The organism is Hymenobacter sp. B81 (assembly GCF_044628455.1).
In the GTDB taxonomy this organism is placed as follows: Bacteria; Bacteroidota; Bacteroidia; order Cytophagales; family Hymenobacteraceae; genus Solirubrum.
In genome coordinates, this window is record NZ_JBIYZW010000001.1 from 24181 (window position 1) to 42419 (window position 18239).

At 65.9% G+C, this 18239-nt stretch carries 15 protein-coding genes; 9 read left to right on the forward strand and 6 right to left on the reverse strand.

From position 1 onward, the window contains the following. Positions 1-14 precede the first annotated feature (14 nt). Positions 15-1358 (reverse strand): protoporphyrinogen oxidase, encoded by a 1344-nt coding sequence (gene hemG / locus ACE191_RS00090; RefSeq protein WP_400190134.1) that lies wholly within the window; start codon positions 1356-1358, stop codon positions 15-17. A gap of 99 nt (positions 1359-1457) precedes the next feature. Between hemG and ACE191_RS00095 the strand changes: the two genes are divergently transcribed. Further along, entirely contained in the window at positions 1458-1982 is a 525-nt protein-coding gene (locus tag ACE191_RS00095) for a D-glycero-alpha-D-manno-heptose-1,7-bisphosphate 7-phosphatase (protein WP_400190135.1), read from the forward strand. A gap of 84 nt (positions 1983-2066) precedes the next feature. On the opposite strand, the gene ACE191_RS00100 is transcribed toward ACE191_RS00095, so the two are convergent. From ACE191_RS00100 to ACE191_RS00110, 3 genes are all read right to left on the reverse strand, one after another. Next, entirely contained in the window at positions 2067-2222 is a 156-nt protein-coding gene (locus tag ACE191_RS00100) for a hypothetical protein (RefSeq protein WP_400190136.1), read from the reverse strand. Positions 2223-2432: 210 nt separating this feature from the next. Continuing rightward, positions 2433-2582, reverse strand: a complete 150-nt coding sequence (locus ACE191_RS00105; protein ID WP_400190137.1) for a hypothetical protein — start codon at positions 2580-2582, stop codon at positions 2433-2435. Between the two features lie 160 nt (positions 2583-2742). Beyond that, positions 2743-4140, reverse strand: a complete 1398-nt coding sequence (locus ACE191_RS00110) for an arginine decarboxylase (RefSeq protein WP_400190138.1) — start codon at positions 4138-4140, stop codon at positions 2743-2745. Positions 4141-4445: 305 nt separating this feature from the next. Here ACE191_RS00110 and ACE191_RS00115 point away from each other — a divergent pair, with 305 nt between their 5' ends. The 5 genes from ACE191_RS00115 (at position 4446) to ACE191_RS00135 (ending at position 10142) form a co-directional block, all read left to right on the forward strand. Continuing rightward, positions 4446-5420 carry an arginase gene (locus ACE191_RS00115; RefSeq protein WP_400190139.1) on the forward strand — a complete coding sequence of 325 codons (975 nt, stop codon included), beginning with the start codon at positions 4446-4448 and terminating at the stop codon, positions 5418-5420. Between the two features lie 446 nt (positions 5421-5866). After that, the gene (gene argS, locus ACE191_RS00120) at positions 5867-7657 is read left to right on the forward strand and encodes an arginine--tRNA ligase (protein ID WP_400190140.1); all 1791 of its coding nucleotides are present in this window, start codon (positions 5867-5869) and stop codon (positions 7655-7657) included. Positions 7658-7741: 84 nt separating this feature from the next. Beyond that, complete coding sequence (locus ACE191_RS00125; protein WP_400190141.1) at positions 7742-8323, forward strand: TIGR00730 family Rossman fold protein; 582 nt, start codon at positions 7742-7744, stop codon at positions 8321-8323. Positions 8324-8414: 91 nt separating this feature from the next. Further along, positions 8415-9020: a glutathione peroxidase gene (locus ACE191_RS00130; RefSeq protein WP_400190142.1), complete on the forward strand. Its 606-nt coding sequence runs from the start codon at positions 8415-8417 to the stop codon at positions 9018-9020. 162 nt (positions 9021-9182) lie between these two features. Next, positions 9183-10142: a 1,4-dihydroxy-2-naphthoate polyprenyltransferase gene (locus ACE191_RS00135; RefSeq protein WP_400190143.1), complete on the forward strand. Its 960-nt coding sequence runs from the start codon at positions 9183-9185 to the stop codon at positions 10140-10142. Positions 10143-10721: 579 nt separating this feature from the next. Here ACE191_RS00135 and ACE191_RS00140 read toward each other — a convergent pair. Further along, positions 10722-12326, reverse strand: a complete 1605-nt coding sequence (locus tag ACE191_RS00140) for a DEAD/DEAH box helicase (protein WP_400190144.1) — start codon at positions 12324-12326, stop codon at positions 10722-10724. A gap of 552 nt (positions 12327-12878) precedes the next feature. After that, on the reverse strand, positions 12879-13928 hold the full coding sequence (locus ACE191_RS00145; RefSeq protein ID WP_400190145.1) for a Gfo/Idh/MocA family oxidoreductase: 1050 nt from the start codon (positions 13926-13928) through the stop codon (positions 12879-12881). A 126-nt stretch (positions 13929-14054) separates the two neighbouring features. Here ACE191_RS00145 and ACE191_RS00150 point away from each other — a divergent pair, with 126 nt between their 5' ends. From ACE191_RS00150 to ACE191_RS00160, 3 genes are all read left to right on the forward strand, one after another. Next, on the forward strand, positions 14055-15758 hold the full coding sequence (locus ACE191_RS00150; protein WP_400190146.1) for a hypothetical protein: 1704 nt from the start codon (positions 14055-14057) through the stop codon (positions 15756-15758). Positions 15759-15898: 140 nt separating this feature from the next. After that, positions 15899-17083, forward strand: a complete 1185-nt coding sequence (locus ACE191_RS00155) for a CaiB/BaiF CoA transferase family protein (RefSeq protein WP_400190147.1) — start codon at positions 15899-15901, stop codon at positions 17081-17083. A 155-nt stretch (positions 17084-17238) separates the two neighbouring features. After that, positions 17239-18171: a hypothetical protein gene (locus ACE191_RS00160; RefSeq protein WP_400190148.1), complete on the forward strand. Its 933-nt coding sequence runs from the start codon at positions 17239-17241 to the stop codon at positions 18169-18171. Positions 18172-18239: the final 68 nt, after the last annotated feature.

Below are 18239 nucleotides of genomic sequence, written 5' to 3' on the forward strand. Positions count from 1 at the left end.
CTCAAAAGTAACAATTACGCCCGGCGGGCTGCGTTAATTTTTTCGGCCACTAGCCGGGCCCGGCGCAGGCAGTCGGGAATGCCCACGCCCGCCCGCCAGTTGGCCGCCGTCCAGATGCCGCGGGCTTCCAGCGCATCGGCCGCCGCGTGGGCAGCCCCAATCCGCTCGTCGAACTGCGGAATGCTTTTCTCCCAGCGAAACAGCTCCTGAAACCGCGGGCGGGCCCCGGGCCGGATGCCGTAGTGCCGGCGCTGCTCCCCGCGCAGCGCCGCCAGCAACTGCTCGTCGGGCTGCCGGGCCAGCTCCTCGTACTGGGCCCCGCCCACGAAGGAGGTGAGCAGCACCTGGCCCGCGGGGCACCGATCGGGAAACAGCGAGCTGCTCCACAAGGTGCCCGCCGCCACCGGCTGCTCCACCCGCGGGCTCAGCGCCCCAAAGCCGTTGAGCGGGTGCGCCACGTCGGCGCGGTCGTAGGCCGTGTGCACGGCCGTAAGGGGCGGGTAGTGCACGGCTTGCAGTGCCGTTGCGGCCGCGTCATTCAGGGGCTGCAGCAGCGGGGCGGCGGCGTAGGCGGGCAAGGCCAGCACCAGCGCGTCGAAGGGCTCGGGGGAGGCCGCGCCTTCGGCCAGGCGAAGCTGGTAGCGCCCGTCCGGCAGCGGCTCCAGCGCCTGCACGCGGGTGTTCAGGTGCAGGTAGGCCAGCTGGGTGGCCAGCGCGTCGGTGAGGGTTTGCAGGCCGCCCCGGAAGGAGATGATGCGGCGGCGGCCCACGCCCTTCATGCTGCGGGCCAGGCCCTTGAGTACCGAGCCGTGCTCCTGCTCCAGGGCCGCCAGCTGCGGGAAGGTGCGCTGCAGCAGCAGCCGCTCCGGGTCGCCGGCGTAGATGCCCGACACGAAGGGGTTGACGGCGTAGTCGAGGATTTCCGGGCCGAAGCGGCGGCGGAAGAAGTGAGCAATGGTTTCCTGCGGGTCGGCCGGCTGGGCCGGGCGGCTCAGCTCGCGCAGCACCGCGAAGCGGGCTTTCAAACTGAAAAAGCCGTTGAACAGCAGCTGCTGGGGCCGGCCGGGCAGCTCGCGGGGCTGGCCGCCGCGCACCACGTAACGCCGTCCGCTCACCGCCTCGGGCTCTCGAATTCGGTCGTTTAGGTGCAGGGCCTGAATCAGCTCTTCCAACTCGGGGCTGAGCTGCAAGGAATTGGGCCCCAGCTCGAGCACGTAGCCTGCCGGGTGCTGGCGGGTGCCCACGTTGCCTCCGGCCGTGGGGCCCGCTTCATATACGTGGACGGTGGCGCCAGCTTGTTGCAGGTGCCAGGCGGTGGCCAGCCCCGTAATGCCGCCACCCAGAATTGCTACTCTCATGCGCTCAAGGGCCGCTTGATGCCATAACCGCCCCGCGCGACAAAGGTAGACCCGGGCCGCGAATCAGCGGGGTTGCGGCCGGGCTTCTACCTTTGTCGCATGAACCAAGCTGCCACGGCCCGGGCCGTTTTCCTCGACCGCGACGGAGTGCTCAACGCCGAAATCGGGACCTACGTGTGGCGGCCCGAGGACTTTGTGGTGCTGCCCGGCGTGCCCCAGGCCCTGCAGCGGCTGCACGCGGCCGGCTACCGCCTGATTGTGGTAACCAACCAGGCCGGCATTGCCAAGGGCCTCTACGGCCCGGCCGAGGTGCAGGCTTGCCACGCCCAGCTGCAGCAGGCCTGCGGCGGCGTTATCGACGCGCTCTACTACGCCCCCGGCCACCCGTCGGTATCGGAGTCGCTGCTGCGCAAGCCCGATTCGCTGATGCTGGAAAAAGCCCTGGCCCGCTTTGCCCTCGACCCTGCCCGCTGCTGGCTGGTGGGCGACCGGGCCCGCGACCTGCAGGCCGGCGCCAGGGTAGGGGTGCGCGGCATTCTGGTGGGCGACGCCGAGCCGCTGCCCGGGGCGCTGCACCTGCCCGACCTGCCCGCCGCCGCCGACTACATCATTCGTCAGGAATAGCCGGGGCGCGCAGATGCAAGCCCCAAAGTAAAAACGCCCCGCAGCCGGTTGGCCGCGGGGCGTTTTGCTGGAAAAGCCGCCGGCTTACTGACGCTCGGCGGCGCTGGTTTCGGCGCTGGCCGTTACGGCGGTAGCCTGCTGGGTGGCGGGCTTCTGCTGCGAGTAAGCCGGGCATTGCGTACGGCAGGAACCCAACCCGAAGCTCAGGAATGCGGCGGCCAGAATGAGTAGCTTTTTCATGTAATTGTGCAAGAAATGCAAGGGGGTGGGTGGTTCAATCAGCTCAAAATTAACGCTTTTGTGTTACCCCTAGTTTGTTGCCTCCTAGAAAAATTTCATCACGGTAATTTCCTGATGTGGAATAGTAAGATTTCGACAAGCCTGAAAACGAGCCCGCCCGCCGCACTTGCCAGGGCAAGCGCGGCGGGCGGAAATGCGGCCGGCGCGGAGCTATTGACGCTCAGCAGCAACCGGAGCGGCCGAGGCTACCGGCTCGGCGGTGCGCAGGCTCGACTTGGTGTAGGCGGGGCAGCGCTGGCGGTTGCAGGCGCCCAGGCCCAGGGTCGCCGTGGCCAGGGCCAGGAGTAAAATTCGTTTCATTGGACGCAGGGGCTAAGAAATTGTAGGGGAACAAACTTACAAAACACCTGCAACTTTGCCTAGTACCAGATGCACTATAAAAGCCAATGGAGTAGGGCCAAAAAAGCCCGCCCGGCGGCCGAAACCACCGGGCGGGCTGCAACACGAGCATGTATGAAGCCTACACGTAGCCCAGAATGCGCATCATCGACTCGGGATCCTGCTCGGGGGCAAACTCCCAGTCGCGCACGGTGCCGTCGGCGTCGCGGTCGATGATGATGTGCTTGGGGGCCGGAATCAGGCAGTGCTTTACGCCGCCGTAGCCCGAGAGGCTTTCCTGGTAGGCACCGGTGTGGAAGAAGCCCACGTACAGCGGCTTTTCGGGGGCCTGCTCGGGCAGGAACACCTGGTAGATGTGCTTTTCGGCGTTGTAGTAGTCCTGCGAGTCGCAGGTCAGGCCGCCGAGCTGAATCTTCTTGTAGCTTTTTTCCCAGCCGTTCAGCGCCAGCATGATAAAGCGCTGGTTCAGGGCCCAGGTGTCGGGCAGGTTGGTGATGAACGAGCCGTCAATCATGTACCACAGCTCTTTGTCGTTCTGCAGCTTCTCGTCGAGAATCTTGTAGACGTGCGCGCCGGATTCGCCCACGGTGAAGATGCCGAACTCGGTGAAGATGTGCGGTTCGGGCACGCCTTCCTCGCGGCAGATGCGCTGAATGGTGCGCAGCACCTCCTCCACCATGTAGGGGTAGTCGTACTCTTTCTGAATGGAAGTCTGAATGGGCAGGCCGCCGCCGATGTCGATGGTGTGCAGGGTGGGGCACACCTTGCGCAGCTCGCAGTACTTGTGCACGAAGCGGCGCAGCTCCGACCAGTAGTACGAGGTGTCCTTGATGCCCGTGTTGATGAAATAGTGCAGCATCGTGAGCTCGAAGCGCGGGTCGTTCTTGATGCGCTCCTCGTACAGCGGAATGGCGTCGGCGTAGCGCACGCCCAGGCGTGAGGTATAGAACTGGAAGCGCGGCTCTTCGTCGGAGGCCAGGCGGATGCCCAGGTTGGCGCGCGCGTCCTGGTTCACGTGCTCGGCGTAGTAGTCGATTTCCGACAAATTGTCGAGAATCGGCATGCAGTTCACGAAGCCGTCGTTGATGAACTCGGTGAGGTAGCGCTTGTACCGCTCGCGCTTGAAGCCGTTGGCAATGATGTACTTTTGCTTGTCGATCTTGCCGCGGTTGAACAGCGAACGGATGATGTACATGTCGTAGCCCGACGACGTTTCCAGGTGCACGTCGTTCTTGAGGGCTTCCTCTACCACGAAGGCGAAGTGCGAGGCCTTGGTGCAGTAGGCGTAGGTGTAGCTGCCCTGGTAGTCAATCTTCTTGATGCCGTCGGCAAACCACTGCTTGGCCCGCTGAATCTGGGTGCTGATTTTGGGCAGGTAGGTTAGGCGCAGCGGGGTGCCGTGCTTCTGCACCAGGTCCATCAGCGGAATGCCGTGGAAGTGCAGCTCGTTGCTTTCAACGGTGAACTCCTGGGTGGGAAAATCAAAGGTCTGACTGATCAGGTCGTGGTACGTGTCCATCGGCGGGCAGAAGGGGGGATGGGCCGCGCAGCAAAGCGGGCAGACAAACGGCTGAAAAAGGGAGAATTACCGCCGTGAAGGCCGATTTACGGCTATTTTTCACGAACTTGCGGTCAGCAAAGATACCCCCTCGGGGGTGTTTTGGTTGTTGATTGTTCGTCGGCATGCCGTGGAAGGTCCACCGGGTGCCGAGCCTAGCTGGGCGCTGCCTTGGCCGCGCCGTCCGTTGAGCCCGCTCCGGATGGCCCCGCCGGCCCCCTTCAATCGGCAGACAACACCTTTAATTTTTCTGCGATGTAGTAGATATGCGACGCATCAAGCTGATCGAAGTTCGGTCGGAACTCGGCGCTGGCACCCGCGGGGCCAGCCTGGGCGTAGACGCCCTCAAAGTAGCCTGTCTGAACAAGGGCTCGGACTATTTCCGCCGCTTCAACTCGGTGGCGGTGCCCGACCAGAACCACGTGCTGTTCGACAAAAACCACTTTCCCTACGCCAAGCACATCGACGCCATCTACACCGTGCAGAAGGCCATTGCCGGCACGGTCGAGCAGACGCTGCGCTTCGGCGAATTTCCCCTGGTGCTGGCCGGCGACCACAGCAACGCCGCCGCTACCATGGCTGGCATCAAGGCCGCCTACCCCCACAAAACCCTCGGCGTGGTCTGGATCGACGCCCACGCCGACATTCACTCGCCCTACACCACGCCCTCGGGCAACGTACACGGCATGCCCCTGGCCATGGCCCTGGGCGCCGACCACCTCGACCTGCAGCGCAACCAGGTGGAGCCCGAAACCGAGTTCTTCTGGCGCCGCCTCAAAAACCTGGGCGAAGAAGGCGCCAAAATCATCCCCGAGCACCTGGTGTACGTGGTGGTGCGCGACACCGAAGTGGAGGAGGACACCATCATTGCCCAGAAGGGCATCAAGAACTTCCGGCTCGACGAGTTCCGCGCCAAGGGGCCGCGGCAGGTAGCCCGCGAGATTTACCAGCAGCTGCGCTTCTGCGACCTGGTGTACATCTCCTTCGACGTGGACTCGCTGGACTCGCGCTTCTCGAAGGGCACCGGCACGCCCGTGGAGCTGGGCCTCGACGTGCCCGAGGCCAAGGCCCTGTGCCGCGCCCTGCTCGAAAACGAGCGCGTGGTGTGCTTCGAGATGGTGGAAATCAACCCCACGCTGGACTCGGAAAACACCATGGCCGCCAACGCCTTCGACATTCTGGAAGAAGCCACCGAGGCCATTCAGGAGCGCCTGCGCCTCGATACCGTGGCGGGCCGCTGAATCACGGATTCCGGCGGATTCGACGGATTTGGCTCCGCCTTCCTTCGGTTCGCGGATTTTGTGGATGGGCTGCCCGTATTCCTTCGGCCCGCTGGCGGGACGAAGGAATACGGCCGTCAGAGAGGCTTCCCGGCGGCGGGGAACCTGGTGAACGGGCCGGGGAGGGCGCCAAATCGGTGGGTGGGGCAGAAACGCCGCGGGGGGTAGTCATCGGTAGCCGCCGAGGGCTATCTTTGCCGCCGTGAAGCCACGGCCATTCTTCTTTTTGAATTCAGTCGGGCGGTCGTTTCGGAACCGCAGCGGGCGACGAATGTAGCGTAAGCCTCGGGCCGACGCGGCTGCCCCCGGGGTGGTCGCGGGCCGGGTTTACGCCACGCGTCCCCGTCGTTTCCTTTCCCGTTTTCGCCGCGCGCCCCGGGGCGCGCCGACCATAACCCCCGCACCTCGTGCAACAACTCGAACAAGCCCTCAAAGCGGCCCTGAGCACCGCTATTCAACAGGTATTTGGCGCGGCCGTGCCCGCCGAGCAGCTCAGCCTGCAACCTACCCGCAAGGATTTCGCGGGCTCCCTCACCCTGGTCACGTTTCCCCTCACCAAACCCTTGGGCAAAGGTCCCGAGCAAATCGGGCAGGGCCTGGGCGAATGGCTCAGCGCCCACGAGCCCCGCGTGAAGGGCTTCAACGTGGTGAAGGGCTTCCTGAACCTGGAAATTGCCGACGCCGAGTGGCTGCAGCTGCTGCGCGAGCTGTGCGAGCACGACGTGGCCGCCCCCCTCCACACCGGCGGGCCGCAGCGCGTGGTAGTGGAGTACTCCTCGCCCAACACCAACAAGCCCCTGCACCTGGGCCATTTGCGCAACAACTTCCTGGGCTACTCGGTGGCCGAGATTCTGAAAGCCGCCGGCGCCACCGTCACCAAGGCCAACCTGGTCAACGACCGCGGCATTCACATCTGCAAGTCGATGCTGGCCTACCAGCAGTACGGCCACGGCGAAACCCCGCAGTCGGCCGGCATCAAGGGCGACCACCTCATCGGCAAGTACTACGTGCTGTTTGAGAAGCACTACCGCGAGCAAATCAAGCAGCTCGAGGCCGAAGGAGTGGCCCCGGAAGTAGCCAAGCGCGAGGCCCCGCTGCTGCGCCACGCCCAGGAAATGCTGCAACAGTGGGAGGCCGGCGACGAGGAAGTGGTGAGTTTGTGGCGGCAGATGAACGGCTGGGTGTACGAGGGCTTCGACGAAACCTACCGCACCATCGGCGTCGACTTCGACCAGTATTACTACGAGTCGGAAACCTACCTGCTGGGCAAAAAGCACGTGGAGGAAGGTCTGCAGAAGGGCGTATTTTTCCGCAAGGAAAACGGCTCGGTGTGGGTTGATCTGCAGGCGGAAGGCCTCGACGAGAAGCTGCTGCTGCGCGCCGACGGCACCTCGGTGTACATCACCCAGGATTTGGGCACGGCCGAGCTCAAGTACGAGCAGTTCGGCTACGACTCGTCGGTGTACGTCATTGCCGACGAGCAGAACTATCACATGCAGGTGCTCAAGGCCGTGCTCAAAAAGCTCGACCGCCCCTACGCCGACGCCATCCATCACCTCAGCTACGGCATGGTGGATTTGCCCTCGGGCAAGATGAAAAGCCGTGAAGGCACCGTGGTGGATGCCGACGAGCTGGTGCGCGAAGTAACCGAAGCGGCCAAGCAGGCCACCCTGGCCAAGGGCAAAACCGAAGGCCTGGGCGAAGCCGAGCTGGCGCAGCTCTACCACCAGCTGGGCCTGGGCGCGCTCAAGTACTACCTGCTGAAAGTCGACCCTAAAAAGCGCATGCTCTTCAACCCCGAAGAGTCGGTGAAGCTGGAAGGCGACACGGGGCCTTTCATTCAGTACACCCACGCCCGCATTGCCCAGCTGCGGCGCAAGGCCGCCGAGATGGGCATTCAGCCCGAGCTGAGCGCCGACACCGCCGAGCTGCACGAAACCGAGCGCGACGTGGTGCAGGCCCTGGCCAGCTACTCCACGGCCGTGGCCGAGGCCGCCAAAGCGTACTCACCCGCCGTCATTGCCCAGTACGCCTACGACCTGGCCAAGATCTACAACCGCTTCTACACCGAAGTGCCGGTGCTGGCCGAGCCCGACGCGGCCAAGCGCAGCCTGCGGGTGGCCCTGTCGGCGCAGGTGGCCGACACGCTGCGAGCGGCCCTGAAGCTGCTGGGTATGTCGGTCCCGGAACGCATGTAAGTATCAGTTGGAAAGCGCCGGTTGGCGCTTTCTTTTTACCCCTTAAGCAACGCTGCCGGCCCCGGGGCCGAGTGTCCGAACCGAATGAACTCCATTGCAGTGTACTGTGGCTCCAGCGCCGGCTTCGATGCGCGCTTCACCGAGCAGGCCGCCCGCACGGGCCAGACCTTTGCCCGCCGCGGCATCACCCTGGTATTCGGCGGCGGCCGGGTGGGCCTGATGGGCGCCGTGGCCGATGCCGTGATGCAAAGCGGGGGGCGCGCCATCGGCGTCATTCCCGATTTCCTGAAGCAGAAGGAGGTAGCCCACCTGGGCCTCACCGCGCTGGAAGTGGTGGAAACCATGCACCAGCGCAAGCTGCGCATGGCTGAACTATCCGAAGGTTTTATTGCCTTACCGGGCGGATTCGGTACCTTAGAAGAGCTTTTCGAGGTGTTGACCTGGGGCCAGCTGGGCCTGCACCGCAAGCCCATCGGCTTGCTGAACGTGGCTGGTTTCTACGACGGACTGCTGCAGCTGCTCGACCACATGACCCAGCAGGGGCTGCTGCGGGCCGAAAACCGCCGCCAGCTGCTGGTGGCCGCCGACATCGACGAATTGCTCGCGCTCATGCACGCCTGGCAGCCGGCCAGCGTGGAAAAGTGGCTCACGCCGCCGCTTACCTAGCCCCTCCTGCCTGACCTGCGTTTTCCCGCCCCGAACAACTGCCGCCCGTGCCGGTTAACCAGCCGGCGGCGGACTCCAACCACCGTTTGCCATGAGACGCATGATTTACTTACCCCTGGCTTTATTGCTGGCTGCCTGCGGCGGCCTCACCAAACCATCTGCCAACCAAACCACTGCTGCCGCTATGGCCGAAACCGCTACTACTGCCCCCGCTGCCGCTCGCGGCTCGGTGTACGACTTCACCCTCACGGGCATCGACGGCCAGCCCGTGCCGCTGAGCAAGTACAAGGGCAAGAAGCTGCTCATCGTGAACACCGCCTCGGAGTGCGGCTACACGCCCCAGTACAAGGAGTTGGAGGAGCTTTACACCAAGCACGGCGACCGGGTGGTGGTGCTGGGCTTTCCGGCCAACAACTTCGGCGGGCAGGAGCCGGGCACCAACGAGCAGATTGCCTCTTTCTGCGAGAAAAACTACGGGGTGACCTTCCCGCTGTTCGCCAAGGTGTCGGTGAAGGGCGACGACGCGGCCCCGCTGTTTCAGTACCTGGGCGACAAATCGAAGAACGGCGTGACCGACGAGAAGCCCGGCTGGAACTTCTGCAAGTACCTGGTCAATGAGCAGGGGCAGGTGGTGGCCTTCTATCCCTCGAAGGTGAAGCCCACGAGCGACGAGCTGGTGGCCGCCATCATGAAGTAGCCCGCGCTTCCCGCCGTAAGCTTGTTTCTTTGTCATCCTGAGCGAAAGCCAAGGACCTTTTGCGGGCCCGACAACCGGCGTTACGGTTGGCGTTGGGGGCGCAAAAGGCTCGGGGCTCTTGCTCAGGATGCGTTTTTTCGTTCCGCCCCCATTGCCGCTGCAATGACTTCTTCGCGTGCTTCCGCGGCGCCCGGCTGGCAGGCCTGGCTGTCGGCCTTTCGGCCCCGCACCCTGCCCCTGGCGCTGGCCAGCATCCTGATGGGCGCCTTTCTGGCGGCCAGCCGCGGGCAGTTCAACGGCGTGGTGGTGGGCCTGGCCGCCCTGACCACCGTGCTGCTGCAGATTCTGAGCAACCTGGCCAACGACTACGGCGACTCGCAGAACGGGGCCGACAGCGTGCACCGCGAAGGGCCGCAGCGCGCGGTGCAAAGCGGCGCCATCACGGCGGCCCAAATGAAGCAGGGCATGGTCTTGTTCGGCGCGGCCTCGTTCGCGGTGGGCGTGGCGCTGCTGTGGGTGGCCCTGGGCTTCGCGGGCTTGTGGGTGTTCGGTACCTTCCTGGTGCTGGGGCTGGCGGCCATCTGGGCGGCCATCAACTACACCGCCGGCGCCAGGCCCTACGGCTACGCCGGCCTCGGCGACCTGTCGGTATTCCTGTTCTTCGGCCTGGTGGGGGTATGCGGGACGTACTTTCTGCAGGCCTATTCGCACACGCAGGCGCTGGCCGCGTCGCTGCCGCTGGAAGTGCTGCTGCCCGCGGCCAGCCTGGGTTGCTTTTCGGCCGCAGTGCTCAACGTGAACAACATCCGCGACATCCGCTCCGACGAGCTGGCCGGCAAAATCACGGTGCCCGTGCGCCTGGGGCCGCGCCGGGCCCGCCGCTACCACTGGCTGCTGCTACTGCTGGGCGTGGCCGCCGCGGTGCTCTACGTAGCCACTACCTACCCGCTGAATCCCTCGCCCTGGCGCTGGCTGTTTCTGGGCGCGCTGCCGCTGCTGGCTTTCAACGGCGTGCAGGTATGGAAGCGGCAGGAATCGATGCAGCTCGACCCGCTGCTCAAGCAGATGGCCCTGAGCACGCTGCTGTTCGTGCTGCTGTTCGGCGTAGGACAACTCCTGTAAAGCGCAGTTTCTCTGCCTGAAGTAGACTATGGGTAACAAACACCGAATCAAGCCAGAAGTTGTGCTTGTATGCGTTAGCGTAGTGTTCTTTGGATTGAGCCTGACGCAGGACGCATTTTATATCGATCGGGAGGACTATGATGCGTGGGCTTCACCTGTTTGGCTGTTGCTGGTGGGTTGACTCGGGCTTCTAATAGGCGGCGGGGCCGCCATTGCCTGGTTTGCCAACCACCTCATGCTTTTTTCGTGGGGTTTTGCTACGAATAACAGGAAGTGGGCAAGGTTGATGAGTACTCTTGCGGCGACTTTGGCCGCTTCATTTTTGCTCTTCGGTCAAGTGGTTTCAAGTGAAGCTCCTACTTATTCAGGAATTACGGACTATTGTCGGGGTTATTGGTTGTGGCTGGCTAGTTGTGCATCATTGGCTATCGGCTTATGGCTGCTGCCCCAGAATAAAGAGGCTGGGTAGGCTAAACGCTCAAAACATGCAAAGCCACAAAACCCTTTAAACGCTGCCAAGGGAAGTAGAAAACGAAAAGCCCGCTGCATGCAGCGGGCTTTTCGTTGTGCAGACTCCGACTATTCAGCTGCGGGTGTGGCTGCCGTAACCTCGGCATTGCCCTGACCCTCGGGCTGGGGGCCGCGGCCGCTGCGCTTGCGTCCGCCGCGCTTGCGGCGGCGCTTGGCGGCTTCGCCGGTAGCTCCTTCGCTGCCCTCGGCCGCAACCGGGGTAAGGTTTTCGCCGGCTTCCAGCGCACCATCAGTACCAGCCCCTGCTACGGCTCCTTCCGGGCGCTCGGCGCGGGGCTTGCCGCTGCGGCGTTTCTTGCGGCGCGGGGCTGCGGCTGCTTCTTGGCCTTCGACGGCCAGCGCCGCAGGAGCGGCCTCGCCTTCGGGAGCGGGGGCTGCCGGACGTTGCTGGGCGGGGCGCACCGGGCGGTTGTTGTCGGAGCTGCGCTCGGGGGTGGTGGCGTAGGGCGAGCGGCCGCCGCGGCCCTGGGGCTTGCCGTGGCCGTGCGGGCGGCCGCGATACTTCTTGGGGTCGAACTCGGGGGAGGGGCCGATTTCCTCGGGCGTGGGATTTTTCACCAGCTCCTTCTCAATCAGCTTCTCAATCTTCACCACCGCGTCCTGGTCGTGGTCCGAAACGAAGGTAATGGCCATGCCGTCGGCGCCGGCGCGGGCGGTGCGGCCAATGCGGTGCACGTAGTCCTCGGCGTCGCGCGGGAGGTCGAAGTTCACCACGTGGCTCAGCTCGCTCACGTCGATGCCCCGGCTCATCACATCGGTGGCCACCAGAATCTGGAACTGCTTGTTCTTGAACTCGCGCAGCACCTGCTCGCGCTCCTCCTGGGTGCGGTCGGAGGTTATGCCGCGGGCGTTGAAGCCTTTTTTGCGCAGGGCCCGCTCGATGGGGCCCACGTTCATCTTGCGCGAGGTGAACAGAATCATGCTCTGCACGTCGAGCTGGCCGATGAGGTGCTCGAGCAGGGCAATCTTCATGGTGTCGTACACCATGTAGAGCTGCTGGTTGATGTTCTCGGCGGGCTTCGACACGGCCAGGCGAATCTCGTCGGGCTGGTGCAGGATTTTCTTGGAGAACTCGCGGATCTTGTTCGGCATGGTGGCCGAAAAGAGCAGGGTCTGGCGCTGGGTGGGCAGCTGGGCGACAATCTGCAGGATGTCGTCGGAGAAGCCCATGTCCAGCATCTTGTCGGCCTCGTCGAGCACGAGGTAGTCGATCTGGTCGAGCTTGACGTAGCCCAGCTGCATGTGGGCCATCAGGCGGCCGGGTGTGGCCACGATGATGTCGGCGCCCTGGGTGAGGGCGCGCTTCTGCTGCTCCCAGTTTTCGCTTTTGCCGCCACCGTAGATGGCAATGCTGCTGGCGCCGGCGTAGTAGCCGAAGCCCTCCACCTGCTCGTCGATCTGCTTGGCCAGCTCGCGGGTGGGGCAGAGTACCAGGGCCACGGTATGGGCCGGGCGGTCGTAGGCAATGTGGTCGAGGATGGGCAGCAGGTAGGCCGCGGTTTTGCCGGTGCCGGTTTGGGCGCAGGCAATGAGGTCTTTGCCCTGCAGGGCGGCGGGAATGGCCTGCTCCTGAATGGGGGAGGGCTTGGTGTAGCCCATCATGTGCACGCCGTCGAGTACGTCGGGGTGCAGCTGGAATTCTTCGAACGTCAAGGGTTCAGCAAGGTGAAGTGAAGGGGGAGCTGACCCTAATGGTTCTTTCTGGTCAGCAAAAACAGCTTATGCAGGGTAAAGATAAGCGAAAAGCCCTGCCGGGGCGCAGGACGGGCAGGGGGGGAGCAGCGGGGGGGCAGCGAAGCCGTGGGGAAGGAAATTACACGAATCGGGTAACGTTTAGGAACCGATTTGTGGCCGCCGGAAAGCCATTTGGGGGCGCCGGTAACGGATTTGAAGGCGGCGGAAACCAATTTTCGTTGGGCAAGCGCGCGTTTGGGAGCAGCCAGAAAGCCTTTGGGCGCGACGGAAAGGGGCTCGAGGCCGGCTGCCAGGCCTTTGGGGACGCCCCGAGCCGGAATGGCCGGCCGTGGCAGCCGGATTGGGGCGGGGCAATGGGCTATCAGTAAAGAACGGGGCCGGTGAGGCAGCGGAAATGAGGGGCGTTTTTGGACTAATCGAAGCGGGCCGGAGCGGCGGGCGGATTTCGGGATGACGCGCGGGGACGGGCGCGTCAGGGGCAAAGGGTCGGCCGGGGACGCGGGCGCTTGCTCAGCCTGGGTTGCCCACGGTCCAGGCATCGGCAGCCTGCCCGAGAATTTCCAGCTGCCAGCGCAGCTCGTCTTCGCGCACCGGGAAGGGGGCGCCGTGGCGCAGGGTCTGGTAGGCGGCCTCGAACAGGCCGCCGTAGTCGCCGCGGGGGGCGGGCACGGTTTGGGGGCGCAGCTGGCCCGCGGCGTCGGCCAGGGTCAGCTCGCCGGCCAGCTCGGCGGGCTCCAGGCCGTAGCCGGCGGCCTGAGGGGCGAGGCCCGCCAGCAGCTGGGCTTCCTGCACGTCGGCGCGGGGCTTGAGGTAGCTGCCGCGGGTGCCGTGCAGCACGAAGGCCGGCAGCGGGCGGGCCACCACCAGTCCCGAGCTGAGCGTAACCAGCGGCCCCTGCGGGTAGTGCAGCTGCAGGGTGAAGTAGTCGTCGACGCGGGAGCCGGGACGGAAGCGGCCGGTGGTGAGGCGCGTGGCCTGGGGGCGGCCAAACAAGCTCAGGGCCTGGTCGAGCAGGTGGGGGCCCAGGTCGTAGAGCAGGCCGCTGCCGGGGCGCTCGGGCATTTCCTTGAAGGCCTTGGGGCTGGGAGCCAGCTTGTAGCGGTCGAAGCGGAAGCTGACTTCGGCCAGCTCGCCCAGCTGCCCGCTTGCCACTACCTGCCGCACCGACTGAAAATCGGAGTCCCAGCGGCGGTTCTGGTAGGCCAGCACCTGCCGGTTCACCGCCCGGGCCACATCCCAGAGCTGCTGCATATCGGCCACGGTGGGGGCCACGGGCTTTTCGAGCAGCACGTGCTTGCCCGCCCGCAGGGCGCGGTGGGTAAGCTCGACGTGGGTGTCGTTGGGCGTATTGACCACCACCAGCTCGATGGCCGGGTCGGCCAGCAGCTCGTCCACCGCGTCGTAGCTGCGCAAATCGGGGTAGCGCTGCCGGGCCTGCTTGCGGCTGCGCTCGACCACGGCGCGCAGCGCGAAGCCCGGGTGGGCGTTCAGAAAGGGGGCGTGAAAAACCTGGCCCGACATGCCGTAGGCCAGCAGGCCAGTCTGAATCGGATTCGTCATGCCCCAAAGGTAACCGCCCGTGCGGTGGGTGGCCGCGCCCAAAGGCCCGCGGCCGGGGAGGGCCGCCGGCGGGGTAAAACCGGCGCCGGCGCGGGCAATGGCGGCCCGGAGCTTTACCTTCCGGCCGTGAAACCTGCCGCTGCCGCCGCTTCCCCGGCCGAAAAGCCCGCTATGCGTCCTGCGGAAAAAGGCCGCCGCGTGGTGGTAGGTCTGTTTTTTGGCCTGCTGCTGACCTTGGGCCTGGCGCTGCACCGCGACTACGGCGTGTCGTGGGACGAGGTCAACAACCACCTCAACGGCCTGGTCAACCTCAAGTACGTGGCCCAGCGGCTGCTGCCCGAGCTGGCTGCGCGGCCGCCCTTCAACCAACGCTGGATTCCCGAGCTGCTGCACTACAAGGACCGCGACCACGGCGCCCTATTTGAGATGCTGACCTCGGTGCTGGGCGCGGCGCTGACCGACGGCGACTCCCGCTCGTTTTACTTTCTGCGCCACCTGTGCGTGTTTCTGACCTTCGGGCTGGGCGTGTGGGCGCTGTACGGGCTGGGGCGGGCACGCTTTGGCGACTGGCGCCTGGGGCTACTGGTGGCGGCGGCGCTGGTGGCCTCGCCGCGCCTGTTTGCCGAAGCCTTCTACAACGGCAAGGACGTGGTGTACATGGCGCTTTACACCCTGGCCATGCTCACGCTGCTGCGGCTGCTGCGGCGCCCCACGGCCGGGCGCGCCCTGCTGCACGCCCTGGCCACCGCCGCCGCCATTGACGTGCGCGCCCACGCCCTGCACCTGCTGCTGGTAACCGGGCTGATGCTGGCGCTGGAGGCCCGCTTAGGCGTGGCTGAAGCTCCGGCCGGGCCCCGGCCCCGGTACGGAAGGCTGGGCGGGCTCTACGCCGGGGCCGCGCTGGTTTTCGCGGTGCTGGGCTGGCCCTACCTGTGGGCGGCGCCGCTGCCCGATCTGCTGCGCTTCGGCTCGGGGCTGCGCTCCTACGGCTGGGGGCACAGCGTGTTGTATTGGGGGCGCTTCGTGTCCGCCGCGCAGGTGCCCTGGCACTACGCCCCGGTGTGGCTGGCCGTGACCACGCCGCTGCCCTACGTGCTGGCCGGCCTGCTGGGCCTGGGCGCCGCGCTGCGCGGCCTGCTGCGGACCGGCCGCCTGCGCCACCGCGCCGGCCGCCTCGATTTGCTCTTGCTGCTGTGGTTTGCGGGGCCGCTGCTGGCCGTCATGGCTCTGGGCTCGGCGCTCTACGACGGCTGGCGGCACCTGTACTTCGTGTACCCCGCCCTGCTGCTGCTGGCCGTGCGGGGGGGGCTGCTGCTGGTGCGCTGGGCGCGGACTGGCTTGGCTGCCCGGCGCGTGGCCCTGGCACTGGCGGTAGGCGCCGGTATTGGGGTGGCGCACACCGTGGCGCGCATGGTGCAGCTGCACCCGTTGCAGAACGTGTACTTCAGCGTGCTGCCCGCCGCGGCGGCCGAGCGGCTGTTCGAGCGCGACTATTGGGGCCTGGCTTACCGGCAGGGGCTGGAGTGGGTGCTGGCCCACGACGCGGCCCCGCGCCTGACGGTGAGCACCCCGCACTACGTGCCGTTCTACAACAACTCCCTGATTCTGCCGCCCGCCGACCGCGCCCGCCTGCGCTTCGCGACCCGGGCCGAGGGCACGGCCGCCTACTTTCTCACCGGCTACCGCTGGCACCCGCAGTCCTACGCCGACAGCCTGGGCCGGGAGGTGCACGCCATCCGGGCCGGCGGGGTGAAGGTGCTGTCGGTGTTTCGGCGCGGGGGTGCCCTTTCCGTGCCGGCCGCTGCCGGCGGAAATCGGTCGGGCCGGTAAGTTTGCGTCGCCAAGTGGGCGGTTTGGGCGGCGGCGGCTTTACTGCCGCGTAGCTCTTGCAGCGGCGGGCACGGATGCACTTTTACGCTGGAGAAACGGGCGCGGGCCACGCGCCCCTACATCCCCGGCACCGAAAAACCATGATGCAATCAACGGATACTTCTGAGGAACTGCCCCTGCACGGGCTGCGCGTGGTGGAGCTGGCCAGCGTGCTGGCCGGGCCGCAAGTGGGACAGTTCTTGGCCGAGCTGGGCGCCGCGGTGCTCAAGGTAGAAGCTCCGGGCGGCGACGTGACGCGCAGCTGGAAAACCCCGGCGGAGGCGGCCGGCACCGACGTGTCGGCCTACTTTGCCTGCGCCAACTGGGGCAAGCAGTCGGCCGTGGCCGATTTACGCACGGCCGCCGGCCAGGCCGCCGTGCACCGGCTCGTGGCCCGGGCCGACGTGGTGCTGGCCAGCTACAAGCCCGGCGACGCCGAGCGGCTGCGCATGGACTACGCCACGCTGCAGGCCCTGAACCCGCGGCTGATTTACGGGCAGATAAGCGGCTACGGCCCCGATACCGTCCGCGCCGGCTACGACGCCGTGCTGCAGGCCGAAACTGGCTTCATGCACCTCAACGGCCTGCCCGGCAGCGGCCCGCTGAAAATGCCGGTGGCCCTGATGGATCTGCTGGCGGCGCACCAGCTCAAGGAAGGTGTGCTCACGGCCCTGTACCGGCGCGAGCGAACCGGGCAGGGTGCCCTGGTGCAGGTGTCGCTGCACGACGCGGCCCTGGCCTCGCTGGCCAACCAGGCCAGCACCTACCTCGTCACCGGCCACGACCCCCAGCCCCTGGGCTCGGGCCACCCCAGCATTGTGCCCTACGGCACGGTGTACCGCGCCGCCGATGGCCGCCGCCTGGTGCTGGCCGTGGGCTCGGATCGGCAGTTTGCGCAGCTGTGCCAGGTGCTGGAGCGGCCGCAGTGGGCGGCGGAGGCGCGCTTCGCCAGCAACGGCGCCCGCGTGCGGCACCGGGCCGAACTGGAAGAGCTGCTGGCGGCGCGCATTGGCGAGGTCAGCGGGGAAGCTTTGCTGGCCGAGCTGGAGCGCCGGGCCGTGCCGGCCGGGGCCGTGCGCACGGCGGGCGAGGCGCTGCGGCAGCCCGCCGCCGCCGCCATGCTGCTGCCCGCCACCGCCGAATTTGCGCACCCGGGCCTGCGTACGGTGGCGTTTCGCAGCGCGCAGTGGCCGGCGGCGGCCGCGCTGAGCGCCCCGCCGCCGCTGGGCACGGAACTGGCCCCCGCAACCGGCCCGCCGCCCGCCGGCCACGCGGTTCAGCACTGAATTCCGGCGAAAAGCAAACCGCGTTCCGGCCAAGCTGCGTACCATTAGGCTACGTTGGCGCGCCGCCCGGGCTGTGGGCGGGCTGCCAGCAGCCGGCCGCGGTCGGCTGGCTGCCTGATTTTCTTTTCCGAACCAATGCCCCCGGGCCCGCACTTATGGCTGACAACCCGCTCTCCTGGACTTCCGATACGCCCAACCCCGCCAACGAGCCCACCGGCGCCGCCCGCAAGTCGGCCGCCAAGTCGGCCGCTCCCGACACGCCGCCGCCCACCGAGGCGTCGGTAGCCGAGGCCCCGGCCGAGACTCCGGCGGCCGCCGACGTGCTGTCGCCCGAGCCCAGCAGTGGAAGTGAGGCCGGGGCGGCTACCGCGCAGGAGGAGCCAATCGACAAGCTCGACCTCATTTTCGAGGGGCTGCGGCAGAAGTCCTCGGCGAAGCAGGCCATTTTCCGCAACACCGAGGCCACTTTCGACTGCCTGCGCAAGGTGTCGCAGGAGCTGGTGGTGGAGCTTACGCGGCGCCTCTCGCCGCTTGATTCGAGCGTGCTCATCGAGTACCGGCCCATCAACGAGCTGGAGTTTCACATCAAGTTTTCGGGCGATTTGCTGGTGTTCGTGATGCACTCCAACATCATCACCTTCCCCGACGACTTCCCGCTGTTCAACACCAAATATGTGCTCGACGACTTCCGCCGGCGGTTTTTCGGCCACATCATGGCCTACAACTTCATGGCCGACTCCATCAAGTACCAGCGCATGAACGACCCGGGCTACCTGGTCGGCCGCCTGCTGGTCAACATCGACCACCACTACTTCATCGAGGGCGTGAAGGAGCTGGAGATGCCCGACCACGACATGGCCGACGACCCGGTGACCCACGACGCAATGCGCCTGTTCGTGGAAAGCGCCATGATTGCCGCCGTCAACAACGACCTGATTGCCCCGCCCATCCACGACATTCAGAAAATCAGCGTCAAGCAGAAAGTCGAAAACCAGCAGGTGAGCCGCGGCAGCAAAGTGGGCTTCAGCTTCCGCAGCGAGCAGCAGCAACAGCAGCGCCACAAAGGCTACGACGGGCTGACTTACTAGTGGCGGTTCACCCCGCTGTCATTGCGAGCGGAGCAATCCTTCCTCCAGTAGCAGAAGCGGCACAAAAA